The following is a 15,992-nucleotide window of genomic DNA, read 5'->3' as shown; positions in this document are numbered from 1 at the left end:
CAAGATGAATCTCTCGAAATTCTTTATCGATCGCCCGATCTTCGCGGGCGTGCTGTCGGTGCTGATCTTCCTGATCGGCGCCATCTCGGTGTTCAAATTGCCGATCTCGGAGTACCCGGAAGTGGTCCCGCCCTCGGTGGTGGTGCGCGCGCAGTTCCCCGGCGCCAACCCCAAGGTGATCGCCGAAACCGTCGCCACGCCGCTGGAAGAGCAGATCAACGGCGTCGAGGACATGCTCTACATGTCCTCGCAGGCCAACAGCGACGGCAACCTGACGCTGACGGTGACCTTCAAGCTTGGCACCGATCCGGACAAGGCCCAGCAGCTGGTGCAGAACCGCGTCGCGCAGGCCGAGCCGCGCCTGCCTGAAGACGTGCGCCGCCTGGGCATCACCACGGTCAAGAGCTCCCCGGACCTGACCATGGTCGTCCACCTGGTCTCGCCCAACGACCGCTACGACATGACGTACCTGCGCAACTACGCGGTGATCAACGTTAAGGACCGCCTGGCCCGGATCCAGGGCGTGGGCCTGGTCAAGCTGTTCGGCTCCGGCGACTACTCGATGCGGGTGTGGCTGAACCCGGAAAAGCTCGCCGAGCGGCACCTGGCCGCTTCGGACGTGGTCAAGGCCATCCGCGAGCAGAACGTGCAGGTAGCGGCCGGGGTGATCGGGCAATCGCCGTCGCTGCCCGGCACCGACCTGCAGCTGTCGGTGAACGCGCAGGGCCGCCTGCAGACCGTGGAGGAGTTCGGCGACATCATCGTCAAGACCTCGGCGGACGGTGCGGTGACCTACCTCAAGGACATCGCGCGCATCGAGCTCGGTGCGTCGGAGTACGCGCTGCGCTCCCTGCTCGACAACCAGTCCGCGGTGGGCCTGCCGATCTTCCAGTCACCGGGCTCGAACGCGCTGCAGATCTCGGCGGACGTGCGCAAGACGATGGAGGAGCTGAAGCAGAACTTCCCGGAGGGCCTCGACTACCGCATCGCGTACGACCCCACCCAGTTCGTCCAGCACAGCATCGATGCGGTGGTGCATACGCTGTTCGAGGCCATCGCGCTGGTGGTGCTGGTGGTGATCCTGTTTCTGCAGACCTGGCGCGCGTCGATCATTCCGCTGCTAGCGGTGCCGGTGTCGATCGTCGGCACCTTTGGCCTGATGCATGCGTTCGGCTTCTCGATCAATGCGCTGTCGCTGTTCGGGCTGGTGCTGGCGATCGGGATCGTGGTCGATGACGCGATCGTGGTGGTCGAGAACGTCGAGCGCAATATCGAGGAGGGGCTGACACCGAAGGAAGCCACCTACAAGGCCATGCGCGAGGTCAGCGGCCCCATCATCGCCATCGCGCTGACGCTGATCGCCGTGTTCGTGCCGCTGGCCTTCATGACCGGCCTGACCGGCCAGTTCTACAAGCAGTTCGCGCTGACGATCTCGATCTCGACCATTATCTCGGCGTTCAACTCGCTGACGCTGTCGCCGGCGCTGGCGGCACTGCTGCTACGCAGCCACGACGCGCCCAAGGACTGGCTGTCGCGCTGGATGGACCGTGTGTTTGGCGGCTTCTTCAAGCGCTTCAACCACTTCTTCGGCCGCAGTGCCGAAAGCTATGGCCGCGGCGTGAAGGGGGTGATCCGTCGCAAGGGTTCGGTGTTCGGCGTCTACGCGGTGATGCTGGCGCTGACCTGGGGCGTGTTCCAGCTGGTGCCCAAGGGCTTCGTGCCGGCGCAGGACAAGCAGTACCTGGTCAGCTTTGCCAGGCTGCCGGATGGCGCCACGCTGGACCGCACCGAGGACGTGATCCGCCGCATGTCGGAGACCGCACTCAAGCATCCGGGCGTGGAATCGGCGGTGGCTTTCCCGGGCCTGTCGATCAACGGCTTCACCAACAGCCCGAACGCGGGCATCCTGTTCGTCTCGCTCAAGCCGTTCGACGAGCGCAAGAGCAAGGAACTGTCCGGCAAGGCGATCGCGGCCAGCCTGAACAAGCAGTTTGCGTCGATCCAGGATGCGTATATCGGCGTGTTTCCTCCGCCGCCCGTGCAGGGCCTCGGTACCATCGGCGGCTTCAAGATGATCATCGAGGATCGCGCCGCACTCGGCTATGACGCGCTCTTCGATGCGACCAAGGCATACCTGGCCAAGGCGCGTGCCACGCCCGAGCTGGCCGGTGTCTTCAGCAACTACCAGATCAACGTGCCGCAGCTCGACGTGCAGCTCGACCGGACCAAGGCCAAGCAGCTTGGCGTGCCCGTGACCGATGTGTTCGACACGCTGCAGACCTACCTGGGCTCGGCCTATGTCAACGACTTCAACAAGTTCGGCCGGACCTACCAGGTACGGGTGCAGGCGGACGCCCAGTTCCGCCAGCACGCCGAGGACATCCTGCAGCTGAAGACCCGCAGCGCGAATGGCGACATGGTGCCGCTGTCATCGCTGGTCAGGGTGAAGCAGAGCTTTGGCCCGGACAGCGTGATCCGCTACAACGCCTTCACCGCGGCCGACATCAACGGCGGTCCGGCGCCCGGCTTTTCGTCGGGCCAGGCGCAGGCGGCCGCCGAGCGGATCGCCGCCGAGACGCTGCCCAAGGGCATCGGCTTCGAATGGACCGAGCTGACCTACCAGGACATCCTGGCTGGCAACGCGGGCGTGTGGATCTTCCCGCTGTGCGTGTTGCTGGTGTTCCTGGTGCTCGCCGCGCAGTACGAGAGCCTGACGCTGCCGCTGGCGGTAATCCTGATCGTGCCGATGAGCTTGCTGGCTGCCATTAGCGGGGTGTGGCTCACGCGTGGCGACAACAATATCTTCACGCAGATCGGTTTCATCGTGCTGGTCGGGTTGTCGGCAAAGAACGCGATCCTGATCGTCGAGTTCGCCCGTGAACTGGAGCAACACGGCCGCACCATCGTGCAGGCCGCGATCGAAGCCAGCCGCCTGCGCCTGCGCCCGATCCTGATGACCTCGTTCGCCTTCATCATGGGTGTGGTGCCGCTGGTGGTCTCGAGCGGTGCCGGCTCCGAGATGCGCCATGCAATGGGCGTGGCCGTGTTCGCCGGCATGCTCGGCGTGACCTTCTTCGGGCTGTTCCTGACACCGGTGTTCTACGTGGCGCTGCGGCTGCTGGCCACGCGCGGCCAGCGCCGCCAGGCGCGCGTCCAGGAAGCGTTGGCCGGGCAAGCCGTGGCGTCTGCGGAGTAAGGGTGGACAACATGGACAACGTAATGAAGCAATACCTGCCGAAGCTGGCAACCCTGGCCGCCGTACTGGTGCTGGCCGGCTGCTCGCTGGCCCCGACCTACAAGGTGCCCGAGACCGCCACGGCCCCGGCGTTCAAGGAAGCCGAGGCCGCCGCCGCGGAAGGCGCGCAATGGAAGACCGCCACGCCGGCCGAAGGCCAGCAGCGCGGGGAATGGTGGAAGGCTTTCGGCGAAGCCGATCTTGACCGCCTGATCGAAGCCGCCGGCACCTACAACCAGGACCTGGCCGCCGCCGCGGCACGGCTGAAGCAGGCGCGGGCCTTCACCGGCGCGACGGAAGCGGACCTGTACCCGCAGCTGAGCCTTGGCCTCGATCCGACGCGCTCGCAGCCGTCGGCGGCATCGCGCGGCCTGCCCGATGGCACGCCCGTGCGCCCGCAGACCGTGCTCAAGGCGCGCGCATTTGCCGCCTATGAGCTTGACCTGTTCGGCCGCGTGGCAAGCAGCGTCAACGCGGCACGCGCCGAAGGCGAAGCTGCCGAGGACCTGTATCGCTCCGTGCAGCTGGCGCTGCAGGCCGACACCGCGCAGGCGTACTTCGCGCTGCGCACGCTCGACAGCGAGCGCGAACTGCTCAAGGCGACCATCCGGCTGCGCGAGGATGCGCTGTCGCTGCTGAAGAAGCGGTACGACGCCGGCGAAACCACCGACCTGGACCCGGCCCGCGCTGAAGCCGAACTCGGCAACGCTCGCGCCGACCTGGCCGGCATCGAGCGCCGCCGCGCCAACCAGGAACATGCGCTGGCCGTGCTGACGGGCGTGGCCCCCGCGCAGTTCGCGCTGGCCGCGCGCCCGCTCGATACCGAGCCCGTGGCGATTCCGGCGGGCCTGCCGTCGGAACTGCTCGAGCGCCGTCCCGACATCGCCGCGGCCGAGCGCCAGATGGCCGCGGCCAATGCCACCATCGGCGTGGCCAAGGCCGCGTTCTTCCCGCGCATTACGCTGACCGGGCTGTTCGGCTTCGAGTCGGCGGATCTCTCGAACCTGTTCAAGTGGTCGTCGCGCACCTGGCTGCTCGGACCGCTGGTCGGTTCCACCATCGCCCAGACCCTGTTCGACGGCGGCCGCAACCGCGCCAACCTGGCGGGCGCGCGCGCCGCGCACGAGGAAAGCGTCGCGCGTTACCGCCAGAGCGTGCTGGTGGCCTTCCGCGAGGTCGAGGACAGCCTGGCCGATGTGCGCTGGCTGAGCCAGCAAGGCACTGCGCTCGACAGCGCACTGGCCAGCGCGAAACGTGCGCAACGCATCTCGCGCAGCCGCTATGACGCAGGTGCCGTCGACTACCTGACCGTGATCGACGCGGACCGCACGGTGCTGCAGGCGCAACGCGAGGCCAACCAGGTCGCCGGGTTGCGGGCAGCCGCGACCGTGTCGCTGGTGCGCAGCCTTGGTGGCGGCTGGGGGACGCCGCCGGAGGCGGTAGCAAGGCAGTAAGCAAGCCTGGCGTGGAACGCGCTGCAGGCTGTTCCACGCACAGGCCCCGCAAGACTAAGCGGTGCTGCTTGACGCCATCGTTCACCCGACTGAACAATGAACGATGCGCTACGAAAAACTCGACACCCTCTGGCCCCAGCTGCACAGCCTGATCAAGCTGAGCGAGGCTGGCAGTTTCACCGCGGCCGCGGTCCAGCTCGGCATCAGCAAAGGGGCCATGAGCCTGCGCATCTCGGAGCTCGAGCGTGCCGCCGGCGTTGCGCTGGTGCAGCGCACCACCCGGAGCGTGCGCCTGACGGAGGCCGGCCAGAAGCTGGTCGACGCCACGCGGGCCTCGTTTGAAACCATCGAGCAAGGCTTCAGCGATGTGACCGATGCCATCGGCCACCCGCGCGGCCTGGTGCGCGTGACGGCTCCGGTGGCGCTGGGCCGGCAACAGCTGGTGCCGCGCCTGCCGGCCTTCCTCGATGCGCACCCGCAGGTGCGGATCGAGATCGAACTCTCCGACAGTTTTGCTTCGCTGGCCCGGGAAGGCTTCGACCTCGCCGTGCGGCACGCCTCGACCGCGCCGGATACGCATATTGCCTGGACCCTGTGCCGCACGCAGGCCGTGCTGGTAGCGTCGCGCGCCTACCTGCGCAGGGCCGGCAATCCCCAGTCACCCGCCGACCTGGCGGAGCACAATTGCCTGCACTACTTCCGCCGCGGCGAGCAGCCGAGCTGGAGCTTCGTGCCCACCCGTGGCGCCGCCAGCCGGCAGAGCGTCGGCATTCACGGCAGCTTCGCGGCGAACAACAGCGAGGCGTTGCGGGACGCCGCGCTGAACGGCCTGGGCATCGCCCTGGTCCCCGACTTCACTGCGCAGGCCGACCTGGCGAGCGGCAAGCTGGTCAGGGTCTTGCCAGGATGGCGGGCCGCCGGCGCATTTGGCGATTTTATCTTTGCGATCCGGCCTTACAGCCCGTTTGTGCCGCGGGCCGTGCGCAGTTTTGTCGACTACCTGAAGCAGACGATGAAGGACGGTTTTTCGGTCAGCGCCTAGCGGGGCGCTGCCGGCCGGATGCCAGCGCTCCCGCGCGCGGCGCCGCGGAGCCTTGACTTTTCGTTCTCAAAAAATAATACTTATCTTAACATCATTCCCATAACGAGAACGACACTTAGTGTCGTACCTAGCGTGGATCTAGCCGAACTTGAGATCTTCCGGACCGTAGCACGCGAACAGAGCATTACCCGGGCCGCCCGGGCGCTTGAACGCGTGCAGTCGAACGTCACGACCCGTGTGAAGCAGCTCGAAGAGAGCCTTGGCGTCACCCTGTTCGAACGCGACAGCAAGAAGATGACCCTGACGCCGGAGGGACACCGGCTGCTCGGCTATGCGGAGCAACTGCTGGCCCTGGCGGAAGAGGCACGCCAGTCGATGCGCGCCAATGCACCGACCGGCGTCCTGCGCGTCGGGTCGATGGAGAGCTCCGCGGCGACGATGCTGCCAAAGCCGCTCGGGCGTTTCCATGCGGCGTGGCCGGAGGTCGAACTGAAAGTTTCAACGGGCACGACGCAGGCCCTGGTCGACGGCGTGCTCAGCCACGCGCTCGATTGCGCGGTCGTGGCCCACCCAGGCTCGGCGGCGCCGCGCAACCTCGATATCGCCGAACTCGGCGAGGGACTCCACGGCATCTTCCTGCAGACCGAGGAACTGGTCCTGGTGCTGCCCGCCAGCCACCCGAAGGTGCGCCGGCCGCAAGACGTGAACCTGCGGTTTCTCGCGGCCTTCGCGCGCGGCTGCACCTACCGGCAATGTGCCGAGGACTGGCTGCAGCAAGCCGGCGACGATATCCGCCGCCAGCTTTCCGTCGTGGAAATGCCCTCTTATCACGCCATCCTGGCCTACGTGTCGGCGGGATCGGCCGTGGCGATCCTGCCGCGCTCGCTGCTGGCCCTGCACCGGGATGTGACCGAACTCCAGACCGTGCCGGTGCGCCCAGTCCACACCTTCCTGGTCAGGCGCTCGGGTTTCACGACGTCAGCATATGAAGCCTTCCTGCGGGAGTTGCGCCATGACTAGCTGGCCGACCATGCAGCGTACAGGAACGCGGATGCTCTGAGGTGGCGTGATCGCCGCCTTCCGCCAGATTCAGGAACAACGTTGGTACTTCAAACCGTTCAAACAGGAAGCACTGCCATGAACACCGCAACGCCCTCCGACAAGCCCCGCAGCCTGCTCTCGCTGCTCGGCATTTCCACGCCCATCATCCAGGCGCCGATGGCCGGCGTCAGCACACCGGCCATGGCGGCCGCCGTCTCCGAGGCCGGCGGCCTGGGCTCGCTCGGCGTGGGCGCGATGGACGCGGAAACCGCACGCAAGGCGATTCGCGAGACGCGCGCCCTGACCGGCAAACCGTTCAACGTCAACCTGTTCTGCCATGCCCCGGCCAAGGCCGATATCGCGCGCGAGAAGGCCTGGCTGGACTACCTCGCCACGCACTTCGCCGAGCATGGCGGCACCGCGCCCACAAGCCTGCGGGAGATCTACAAGAGCTTTGTCGCCGACGATGCGATGTTCCGCATGCTGCTGGAAGAGAAGCCGGCGGTGGTGAGTTTCCACTTCGGCCTGCCCGCCCAGCAGAAGATCGACGCGCTGCGCGCCGCCGGCATTGTCCTGCTGGCCAGCGCCACGTCGCTGCAAGAGGCCCGCCAGGCCGAAGCCGCGGGCGTCGACGCCATCGTCGCGCAGGGGATCGAAGCGGGTGGGCACCGCGGCGTCTTCGACACGAGCGGATATGACGAGGGCCTCGGGACGCTGGCACTGGTGCGCGTCCTCGTGCGAAACACGCAGCTTCCCGTGATTGCCTCGGGCGGCATCATGGACGGCGCCGGCATTGCCGCGGTGCTGGCGCTCGGTGCGGACGCCGCGCAGCTTGGCACGGCATTCGTCGCCTGCCCCGAGTCCTCCGCCGACGCAGCCTATCGCGCGGCCCTGACCGCACCCACCCCGCGCCCGACCACGCTCACTCGCGCCGTCTCTGGCCGCGCGGCCAGGGGCTTCAAGAACCGGCTCACGGAACTCGGCGTTGCCGCCGGCGCGCCTCCGGCCCCCGACTATCCGATCGCCTACGATGCAGGCAAGGCGCTTCACGCCACCGCCAAGGCCCAGGGCAGCGTGGAATACGCGGCGCAGTGGGCGGGCCAGGCAGCGCTGTTGGCCCGCTCAGTTCCGGCCGGGGAGCTGGTTGCGCAGCTCAAGGCGGAAATGAAGGAGGCGCTTGAGCGGATGGCGACGCTGGGGAAAGAACTGGCCTGACGTGAAAACAGATGCCTGGGGGACATGTCCCCCAGCCTCTCGCGCCTTACTGTGCCTGGCGGCGCTCGCGAATCCAGCGCACCCGCTCCGTCAACCGCACCTTCCAGTCGTGCGCGAGCCCGCCGACCGCAGCCAGATCCAGCATGTCCTCGATCCGCGGCGAATGCGCCGACTGCACGTTCCAGAACTCGTCGATGGAGAACCGCTCCGATGTTCTACCGACCAGTTCCAACCGATCGCCTGGCCGGATCGTTCCCACCTTGATCACGCGGTAATACCAGCCGGTAATACGTTCCCGGGCAACCACGAGCGATATGCCCTCGGTCGAGAAGCGATGATTGATTTTCCAGCAAGGGCTGCGCGGTTGCGACACTTGCAGCGTCACACCGCCAACCCGATAAATATCGCCGATATGGACGTTGCGTTCGGTAAGGCCGGACGTCGAAATATTCTCGCCCAGGCTTCCTGGCACCAATGCATCGGCAATCTGCGGAAAGTATGAAGCCAGGCTTGCATAGTTCTCCGCCGCAAAATGATGCACCGCTTTTTCCGGCCCGCCATGGACGCGCCGATCGGCTTGTTCGTCACCGGCGATGCCCTCTGTAAAGACCTGCACATCGCCTTCGACCCGCCGCTTGAAGATGCCGCTGCGATGCCCCTCCTCCCCGAGAATCCCGATGCCGCCCGCAAAGAGGGCATCGACGACGACATCTGCTACAGCTTCAACCATCCGAATCTCCGGTGTGGATCACACTGATTAAAGGATTAAGAACATGGAGTTGCGCCAACTGAAGATGTTCTGTGCCGCCGCGGAATACGGCAGCTTTACCGCGGCCGCTGAAGTCGTGCACTGCGTGCAGTCGAACATCACCATGCGGGTCAAGGAGCTGGAGACCGAACTGCAGCAGCCGCTCTTCATCCGGCACAAGGGCGGTATCACCCTCACTTCCGCAGGACAGACCTTTCTTGGCTATGCCCAGCGGATCCTCCAGCTGACCGAGGAAAGCCGCAACGCATTGCTTGACGACACCACACCGACCGGCACCTTGCGGCTCGGTTCGATGGAAACCACCGCCGCCGTCCGCCTTCCGCGGGTGCTGGCCACCTACCGCGAGAAATATCCTCGCGTGCAACTGTCGCTGACCACAGGCACCACGGCGGAACTGATCAAGGCGGTAGAGACGCATCGCCTGGACGGCGCCTTTGTCGGCGGATTCCATCAGAATCCCGCGCTGCATCAGGTGGCCATCCTCAACGAGGAGCTGGTCCTGGTCAGCAGCAACAAGTACCGCACCCTGGCCGAACTCACCAAGGCGATGACGCAGCAGACCGTGCTCGTGTTTCGCTCCGGCTGCTTTTATCGTTCCACACTGGAGCAATGGCTCTATCAGACCGGATTGATTCCGGGACAGATCCTTGAGCTTGGCACGCTGGACGGCATCTTGTCCTGCACCGCCGCGGGCATGGGCATCACGATCCTGCCGAAGGCGGTGGTCGAGCGTCACGAATCGCGCGACCTGATTGCTTGCCACCGCCTGCCCGATGCGTTCGCCAACGTCGCCACGGTATTTATTCGCTGCAAAGACGGCTTCGAGACGTCGGCGCTGCGCGCCATTGTGAGCGTCGCGCATGAACAGACGGCTAGCCCGCGGTAGTCTTGCCGCTGACCCTGACGATCGCCAGGGTCAGCCGTTGAGCGTGCCGCCAGCTCAGGCAGCCACGGGCAATGCCTGAAGCGTACCTGCAGCTTCCCCGGCCTGCCACGAAGAGAATCCCGCAACCAGCTCCGCAACACGCTCCCGGGCCGGAACGACGCTGTGGATCTTCCCGACGCCCTGCCCTGCATACAGCGACAACTTCTCCGCCATCTCTGGCTTGTCGATCACCCGGGCGCCGCCGCCGACGTACTTGACCGGGTTCCATTTCTTCCGGTTCGGAATCACCCGGTGCGGCGTGCCGAACGGCCACCCGAACGAATAGCCGGTGCGATACTCGGTATCGTCGATGGTGGCCTCGACGATCTTTTGCTTGTAGAGGTCATGGGCGAGCGACTCCGTCGCCGCGACGAAGGCAGTCCCGACCCATACGCCCGCAGCCCCCACCTCCAGCACGGCCCTGACATCGGCACGGTTGACAATCCCGCCCGCGGCCAGTACCGGGCGCCCCTCGGCGATCTCGACAAAGGCGGGCACCAACGACAACACGCCAATGGTTCCCTGGTTGAGATGCCCACCGCCTTCCGCCCCCTGGGCCACCAGGATGTCCGCGCCCCAGGCGATTGCCTGCCTGGCGAGCGCCACCGAGCCGACCTGCACGATCACCGTAATGCCGGCCGCTTTTGCGCGGGGAATCATCTCCGCGAAATCGCCATAGAAGAGCGAGACGACTCGCGGCTTTTCTTCAAGGATGACGCGGAACTGCGCCTCGAATACCTCCGGGCCGCCAAAGGACGGGACGATATTCACGCCAAACGGCTTGTCCGTCAGCGCCCTGGTCTCCCGGATCCACTTGCGTAGCGCCAAGGGCGGCAGGCGGAGCCCGCCCAGATGCCCCAGTCCGCCAGCATTCGATACGGCAGCGGCCAACGCGGGCCCGGATATTCCCGCCATGCCGGCCTGGAACACCGGATACTCGATACCGCACAGCGCGTGTGCTAGGCCCATGCCGCGGGCCGATACATTGTCATGCGTCATCGTCAGAGCTCCACTTGCTTGCCAAGCATACGTTTCAGCGTGTCGTTCCTGAGAACGAAGTGATTCTTCATGGCACCGAAGATATGCAGCGCCAGCCCTGCCAGGAACGCATAGGCTCCGATCTTGTGGAGCAGCTTCGCCACATACTCAACGTCGGCATTCGGCGCCATCAGGGCGGGTAGCGCAATCCCGCCTGGCAGCCGCACCACATCGCCAGCGGCCGACATCGCCAGCCAGCCATCCAGCGGCAACAGCACCGGCGCGAGCGCGAGCGCCACGGCAACCGACCGGCTGATCATCACCTCGATGGGATTGGGCGAGCCGACCGGAAGCGGATGCCAGGAAGTGAGCCGCGCCCATAAGCGGTAGCTGGCCACCGCGAACAGCAGTGTCCCCAGCGTGCTGTGCATCCGGATCAGCTCGGCCTTGCCGGCTCCGGCCTCCAACTGGCCCGCCGACAAGCCGAGCCAGACCATGACCGCCACCGTCGCCGCGATCAGCCAATGCAATACGATCGTGATGGGCGAGAACCGCAGCCCGGTATCCCTCATCTGCATTTCCTACTCCCGATTAGTGACTCACCGCACCGGACGCGCCAATGCCGGTGTGCGCGCGGACAAACTGGTCTTCGTAGGCGCTGCGTTCCCACTCTGCCCGCGCGCTGCGGTCAGTGACCGATCCCAGCCAGGTGACCAGCAGTGCCACGTTCATCGAAACCAGCGCCGGATAGTCGTACGGAAAGACCGCGTGCCGCAAGCCCAGGATCTTGACCCAGACCGCGGGGGAGAGCACCACGAGCCCGACCGCGCAGACCAGTCCTGCGATGCCGCCCATCAGCGCGCCGCGTGTCGTCAGGCCCTTCCAATAGATCGACAGCACCAGGATCGGGAAATTGACCGATGCCGCGACGCCGAAGGCCAACGCCACCAGGAACGCGATGTTCTGGTCCTTGAACAGGATGCCGAGGGCAACCGCGACCATGCCGATCGATACCGAGGCCACGCGCGAGACACGCATCTCGGCCGCCGGGCTGGCCCGGTTCTTCTTGATCACCTTGGCGTACAGGTCGTGCGAAACCGCCGACGTGCCCGCCATCGTGAGGCCGGCAACCACCGCGAGGATGGTCGCGAAGGCTACCGCCGAGAGGAAGCCCAGCAGCAGGTCGCCACCGAGCGCCTTGGCCAGGTGCATGACTGGCATGTTGCTGCCGCCGATCAGCTTTCCTCCCAGGATTCCACCTTCGTAGAACGCGGGATCCCGCCCGACGATCACGATTGCCGAAAGGCCAAGCACCGCCACCACCAGGTAGAAGAACCCGATGAAACCGGTTGCGACAAACACCGACTTCCTCGCCTCCTGGGCATCCGGCACCGTAAAGAACCGCATCAGGATATGGGGCAGCCCCGCCGTACCGAACACCAGGCCCACCGACAGCGACAGCATGGAGAGCGGGTCCGATACCAGCGTGCCCGGCGCAAGGATCTTCACGCCATCCTTGTGGCTCGCCACGGCCTCGGCCAGCAATGACTCGAACGAAAAATTGAACTTCCAGAGCGCCAGGATGGCGAGCAAGGTGCCGCCCGCCAGCAGCAGCACCGCCTTGATGATCTGCACCCACGTGGTCGCCACCATGCCGCCGAAGGTGACATAGATCATCATCAGCAGCCCGACGCCGATCACGGCGTAGTTGTAGTCGAGACCGAACAGGAGCTGGATCAGCTGCCCGGCGCCGACCATCTGCACGACCAGGTAGAAACAGACGATGGTCAGCGAGCCGAAGGACATGAAGGTCCGGATCTTCTCCTGGTCCAGCCGATAGGAGGCAATATCGGCGACGGTCACCTTGCCGAGATTGCGAATCTTCTCCGCGAACAGGAACAGCAGCAACGGCCACGCGATAAAGAAGCTGATCGAGTAGATAAAGCCGTCGTAGCCTTTGGCAAAGATCGTGCTCGTGACACCGAGCAGCGCGGCCGCCGACATATAGTCGCCGGCCAGGGCAAGGCCATTCTGGAATCCCGTAATGCCATCGCCGCAGTTGTAGAAGTCGTTCAAGGACCTGGTTTTCTCCGCGGCCCAATAGGTAATGCCCAGGGTCGCGACAACGAACACCAGGAACATCACAATGGCAACGCTGTTGGTCGGCTGCGTCTGCACGGCCTGCAGCGCGCCTGGCGCGGCCTCGGCAGCGGCCGCCCATGGCAACGTGGCGGCGGCCACGGCTGACTTCGCATTGGCCCTCATTTCGTCGTCTCCACCAGCAGTTGCTTGTTGAGGCGATCGAACTCACCGTTGGCGCGCCGCACATACAGGCCGGTCAGGAGCCAGCCGCCGACGATCATCGCGATGCCGACTGGCCAGCCTACGGTGATGCTGCTCTGCGCGGAAACCGGCCTGGCCAGCATCTCCGGGCGCACGGCGGCAACCATGACGAAGAGGTAGTAGGGAACGATGGTCAGCAGCGATAGCAGGACCACCAGCCGCTTCCGGCGCGTGACCAGCTCTGCAAAGATTGCGTGGGTGCGAATGCTGGAATAAGCAATCGTGTCAGGCATGTCTCCTCCTTATGCGCCTCGCCTATGTCGGTCGAGTGCTGTCTTGTGGCGGGCCATGGGTTCGCATGTGCCCCGGGGTTGCCCCCACGGAGGGCGGGGGTCCCCACTAAGTTATGTCGCGCCAGACCTCATGTACAACGATATCTGGTGATGCCATCCATCACCGCCGGTGATGCCGCTGGCGATGCATCGCCTCCCTTAATTGGCAGTGGGCATCGCGAACTCCGCGCCCTTGGCAATGCTGTCCGGCCAGCGCTGCATGACCGACTTCTGGCGGGTATAGAAGCGCACGCCCTCTTCCCCGTAGACATGCATGTCGCCGAACAGGCTGCGCTTCCAGCCACCGAAGCCATGCCAGGCCATGGGAACGGGGATGGGCACGTTGATGCCGACCATGCCGACTTCGATCTGCCGCGAGAAGGCGCGGGCAATGCCGCCGTCGCTGGTGTAGCAGGACACGCCGTTGGCATACTCGTGCGCGTTGATCAGTGCCACGGCTTCGGCAAAGTCCTTGACGCGGACACAACCCAGCACCGGACCGAAGATCTCTTCCTGGTAGATCCGCATATGCGGCTTGACGTGATCGAACAGCGTTGCCCCGGTGAAGAAGCCCGCCTCGTGCCCGTCGACACGCAAGCCACGGCCGTCCAGCAGCAGCGAAGCGCCCTCTTCCACGCCGAGGCCGATATAGCCTTCGATACGCTCCAGCGCCGCACGGGTGACAACGGGGCCCATCTCCACCTCCGGGCGCACGCCGTTGCCGATCTTAAGGTTGCGGGCACGCTCCGTCAGCACGGGAATCAGCCGCTCGGCGGTATCGCCCACCAGCACCGCGACCGACACCGCCATGCAACGCTCGCCCGCGGAGCCGTACGCGGCACCGATCAGCGCATCCACCGCCTTGTCGATATCGGCATCAGGCATCACCACCAGGTGGTTCTTGGCGCCGCCGAGCGCCTGCACCCGCTTGCCGGCACGGCTGGCGCGCTCGCTGATCGATTGCGCAATCGGCGTGGAGCCGACAAAGCTGACCGCCTTCACCTCCGGATGATCGATCAGTGCCTCGACCACGTCCTTGTCGCCTTGCACGACATTGAAGACGCCGGCGGGCAGCCCGGCTTCAGCGAGCAGCTCGGCCATCAGCAGGCTTGCGCTCGGATCGCGTTCGCTCGGCTTCAGCACAAAGGTGTTGCCCGCGGCAATCGCGACAGGGAACATCCAGCACGGCACCATGCAGGGGAAATTGAACGGCGTAATGCCAATCGCCACGCCCAGCGGCTGGCGCAGCGTCCAGTTATCGATGCCCGTGCTGACCTGGTCCGTGTAATCGCCCTTCAGCAACTGCGGGATGCCACAGGCAAACTCGATCACGTCGATGCCTCGTGCCACCTCACCCTGCGCATCCGAGAACACCTTGCCGTGCTCGGCCGTAATGATCGCGGCCAGTTCATCGCGGCGCGCATTCATCAGTTGCAGGAAGCGTTGCATGATCCGTGCGCGACGAATCGGCGGCGTTTGCGCCCAGGCGGGGAACGCCTTGGCCGCGGCGGCGACGGCGGACTCGACATCACCGCGGGTGCCGAGGACCACATGGCGCGCTACCACGCCCGTGGCCGGGTTGAAGACTTCCTGGCGGCGAGTGGCTTCGCCCGTGGTTCGTTGTCCGCCAATGTAGTGGGTGACATCGCCTTGATCGTCATAGCTGTGCGCTGCGCTCATCTCGTGCTCCTCGTGTGGAATGTTGAGGATTCGAGTGTAGGAGCGGGTCAGGCCGGCAACAATCGACGTTGACTCGATTTACTGTTTAGTGGATTGAACAATCCGGATCCGGATGCTGATGGCGCTGCCCGAGTCAATCCGCCAGCGCCATCGCCACCTGCTGTCGCAGCACCGGCACCACGTCCGCTTCGAACCATGGGTTCTGGCGCAGCCAGAAGCGGTTGCGCGGGCTCGGGTGCGGCAGCGGCATCCACTGCGGCAGATAGTCGGCATATGCCGCAACGGTGTCCGCGAGCGTCGGCTTGCTCCTGCCTTTCAGGTAGTACGCCTGGGCGTGGCGACCGATCAGCAGCGTCAGGCGGATATCGGGCATGAATTCAAGCAGCCGCGCATGCCACAGGGGCGCGCATTCGCGCCGCGGCGGCAGGTCGCCGTGGCTGCCCTTGCCCGGATAACAGAACCCCATCGGCACGATCGCCACCCGACTGTCGTCGTAGAACTGCTCAGGCGTCAGTTGCAGCCAGGTGCGCAATTGATCGCCGGAGGGGTCGTTCCATGGAATCCCCGTTTCGTGTACGCGCCGCCCGGGCGCCTGGCCAACGATCAGCAGGCGTGCGCCGACAGCGGCGCGCACGACTGGGCGCGGCTCGTGTGGCAAGGTGCACGCGCGGCAGTCGGCGATGTCGCCGAGCAGGCTGTCGAACGGGGAAAGGGAGATGGCTGGCAACGAATCGCGGCGATAGGGATCTCGGGGGCCAATTGTAGGGGCTTTGCTTCGACTGCAAGGCGCCGGGTGTCCTGCTTGACAGTGCCGGCAACGTCACAGAACCAGCCCTTAGAGGCCCCACTCATATCGTCATATTGATGTAGTTGTTTTGTCTACAAAGCACAAACACGGGAATTACCCGTAGTATGCCCAGATTTATGCATCATGATATTGACGCATATCCCTCCATCCACCATATTTCGCTCCATCGGCATGGGCGTCGTTGCCCGGACGGTGCCACACCGGGAAGTCACGAACGATTCCGAGAGCGT

Annotated in this window: 13 protein-coding genes; 6 read left to right on the top strand and 7 right to left on the bottom strand. The window is 65.3% G+C overall.

Going from position 1 to position 15,992, the window contains the following annotated elements:
* Nucleotides 1-4: 4 nt before the first annotated feature.
* The 5 genes from AC10V3_RS06210 to AC10V3_RS06190 all read left to right on the top strand — a co-directional run bounded on the left by AC10V3_RS06210 (nucleotide 5) and on the right by AC10V3_RS06190 (nucleotide 7,987).
* On the top strand, nucleotides 5-3,196 hold the full coding sequence (locus tag AC10V3_RS06210) for an efflux RND transporter permease subunit (protein ID WP_022534314.1): 3,192 nt from the start codon (nucleotides 5-7) through the stop codon (nucleotides 3,194-3,196).
* 23 nt (nucleotides 3,197-3,219) lie between these two features.
* On the top strand, nucleotides 3,220-4,689 hold the full coding sequence (locus AC10V3_RS06205) for an efflux transporter outer membrane subunit (RefSeq protein ID WP_490923289.1): 1,470 nt from the start codon (nucleotides 3,220-3,222) through the stop codon (nucleotides 4,687-4,689).
* 103 nt (nucleotides 4,690-4,792) lie between these two features.
* On the top strand, nucleotides 4,793-5,731 hold the full coding sequence (locus AC10V3_RS06200; RefSeq protein ID WP_022534312.1) for a LysR family transcriptional regulator: 939 nt from the start codon (nucleotides 4,793-4,795) through the stop codon (nucleotides 5,729-5,731).
* Between the two features lie 132 nt (nucleotides 5,732-5,863).
* Nucleotides 5,864-6,751, top strand: a complete 888-nt coding sequence (locus AC10V3_RS06195; RefSeq protein WP_022534311.1) for a LysR substrate-binding domain-containing protein — start codon at nucleotides 5,864-5,866, stop codon at nucleotides 6,749-6,751.
* A 117-nt stretch (nucleotides 6,752-6,868) separates the two neighbouring features.
* Complete coding sequence (locus AC10V3_RS06190) at nucleotides 6,869-7,987, top strand: NAD(P)H-dependent flavin oxidoreductase (protein WP_022534310.1); 1,119 nt, start codon at nucleotides 6,869-6,871, stop codon at nucleotides 7,985-7,987.
* Nucleotides 7,988-8,033: 46 nt separating this feature from the next.
* Here the strand turns inward: AC10V3_RS06190 and AC10V3_RS06185 are convergent, their stop codons facing one another.
* Nucleotides 8,034-8,717: an MOSC domain-containing protein gene (locus tag AC10V3_RS06185; RefSeq protein ID WP_022534309.1), complete on the bottom strand. Its 684-nt coding sequence runs from the start codon at nucleotides 8,715-8,717 to the stop codon at nucleotides 8,034-8,036.
* Between the two features lie 43 nt (nucleotides 8,718-8,760).
* Between AC10V3_RS06185 and AC10V3_RS06180 the strand changes: the two genes are divergently transcribed.
* Nucleotides 8,761-9,642, top strand: a complete 882-nt coding sequence (locus AC10V3_RS06180) for a LysR family transcriptional regulator (RefSeq protein WP_022534308.1) — start codon at nucleotides 8,761-8,763, stop codon at nucleotides 9,640-9,642.
* 54 nt (nucleotides 9,643-9,696) lie between these two features.
* On the opposite strand, the gene AC10V3_RS06175 is transcribed toward AC10V3_RS06180, so the two are convergent.
* From AC10V3_RS06175 to AC10V3_RS06150, 6 genes are all read right to left on the bottom strand, one after another.
* On the bottom strand, nucleotides 9,697-10,680 hold the full coding sequence (locus AC10V3_RS06175) for an NAD(P)H-dependent flavin oxidoreductase (RefSeq protein WP_022534307.1): 984 nt from the start codon (nucleotides 10,678-10,680) through the stop codon (nucleotides 9,697-9,699).
* Between the two features lie 2 nt (nucleotides 10,681-10,682).
* Complete coding sequence (locus tag AC10V3_RS06170) at nucleotides 10,683-11,231, bottom strand: cytochrome b (RefSeq protein ID WP_349609340.1); 549 nt, start codon at nucleotides 11,229-11,231, stop codon at nucleotides 10,683-10,685.
* 19 nt (nucleotides 11,232-11,250) lie between these two features.
* A complete protein-coding gene (gene actP, locus AC10V3_RS06165; protein WP_490923285.1) occupies nucleotides 11,251-12,924 on the bottom strand; it encodes a cation/acetate symporter ActP in 1,674 nt (557 codons plus the stop codon).
* Nucleotides 12,921-13,235 (bottom strand): DUF485 domain-containing protein, encoded by a 315-nt coding sequence (locus tag AC10V3_RS06160; protein ID WP_022534304.1) that lies wholly within the window; start codon nucleotides 13,233-13,235, stop codon nucleotides 12,921-12,923. Before AC10V3_RS06160 ends, actP begins: the two co-directional genes overlap by 4 nt.
* A 198-nt stretch (nucleotides 13,236-13,433) precedes the next feature.
* Entirely contained in the window at nucleotides 13,434-14,954 is a 1,521-nt protein-coding gene (locus AC10V3_RS06155) for a CoA-acylating methylmalonate-semialdehyde dehydrogenase (RefSeq protein ID WP_022534303.1), read from the bottom strand.
* Between the two features lie 133 nt (nucleotides 14,955-15,087).
* On the bottom strand, nucleotides 15,088-15,681 hold the full coding sequence (locus AC10V3_RS06150; protein WP_022534302.1) for a uracil-DNA glycosylase family protein: 594 nt from the start codon (nucleotides 15,679-15,681) through the stop codon (nucleotides 15,088-15,090).
* Nucleotides 15,682-15,992: the final 311 nt, after the last annotated feature.

This window comes from Cupriavidus sp. PB-02, assembly GCF_058252315.1.
Note: the sequence above shows the minus strand (reverse complement) of the source record. Positions and strands in the feature narration are given on the sequence as shown.

What these genes read in the sequence shown, in the direction of transcription:
- AC10V3_RS06180 (WP_022534308.1), top strand. Translation starts at nt 8,761, where the DNA reads ATGGAGTTGCGCCAACTGAAGATGTTCTGTGCCGCCGCGGAATACGGC.
- AC10V3_RS06210 (WP_022534314.1), top strand. Translation starts at nt 5, where the DNA reads ATGAATCTCTCGAAATTCTTTATCGATCGCCCGATCTTCGCGGGCGTG.
- AC10V3_RS06170 (WP_349609340.1), bottom strand. Translation starts at nt 11,231, where the DNA reads ATGAGGGATACCGGGCTGCGGTTCTCGCCCATCACGATCGTATTGCAT.
- actP (WP_490923285.1), bottom strand. Translation starts at nt 12,924, where the DNA reads ATGAGGGCCAATGCGAAGTCAGCCGTGGCCGCCGCCACGTTGCCATGG.
- AC10V3_RS06175 (WP_022534307.1), bottom strand. Translation starts at nt 10,680, where the DNA reads ATGACGCATGACAATGTATCGGCCCGCGGCATGGGCCTAGCACACGCG.
- AC10V3_RS06200 (WP_022534312.1), top strand. Translation starts at nt 4,793, where the DNA reads ATGCGCTACGAAAAACTCGACACCCTCTGGCCCCAGCTGCACAGCCTG.
- AC10V3_RS06205 (WP_490923289.1), top strand. Translation starts at nt 3,220, where the DNA reads ATGAAGCAATACCTGCCGAAGCTGGCAACCCTGGCCGCCGTACTGGTG.
- AC10V3_RS06190 (WP_022534310.1), top strand. Translation starts at nt 6,869, where the DNA reads ATGAACACCGCAACGCCCTCCGACAAGCCCCGCAGCCTGCTCTCGCTG.
- AC10V3_RS06185 (WP_022534309.1), bottom strand. Translation starts at nt 8,717, where the DNA reads ATGGTTGAAGCTGTAGCAGATGTCGTCGTCGATGCCCTCTTTGCGGGC.
- AC10V3_RS06155 (WP_022534303.1), bottom strand. Translation starts at nt 14,954, where the DNA reads ATGAGCGCAGCGCACAGCTATGACGATCAAGGCGATGTCACCCACTAC.
- AC10V3_RS06160 (WP_022534304.1), bottom strand. Translation starts at nt 13,235, where the DNA reads ATGCCTGACACGATTGCTTATTCCAGCATTCGCACCCACGCAATCTTT.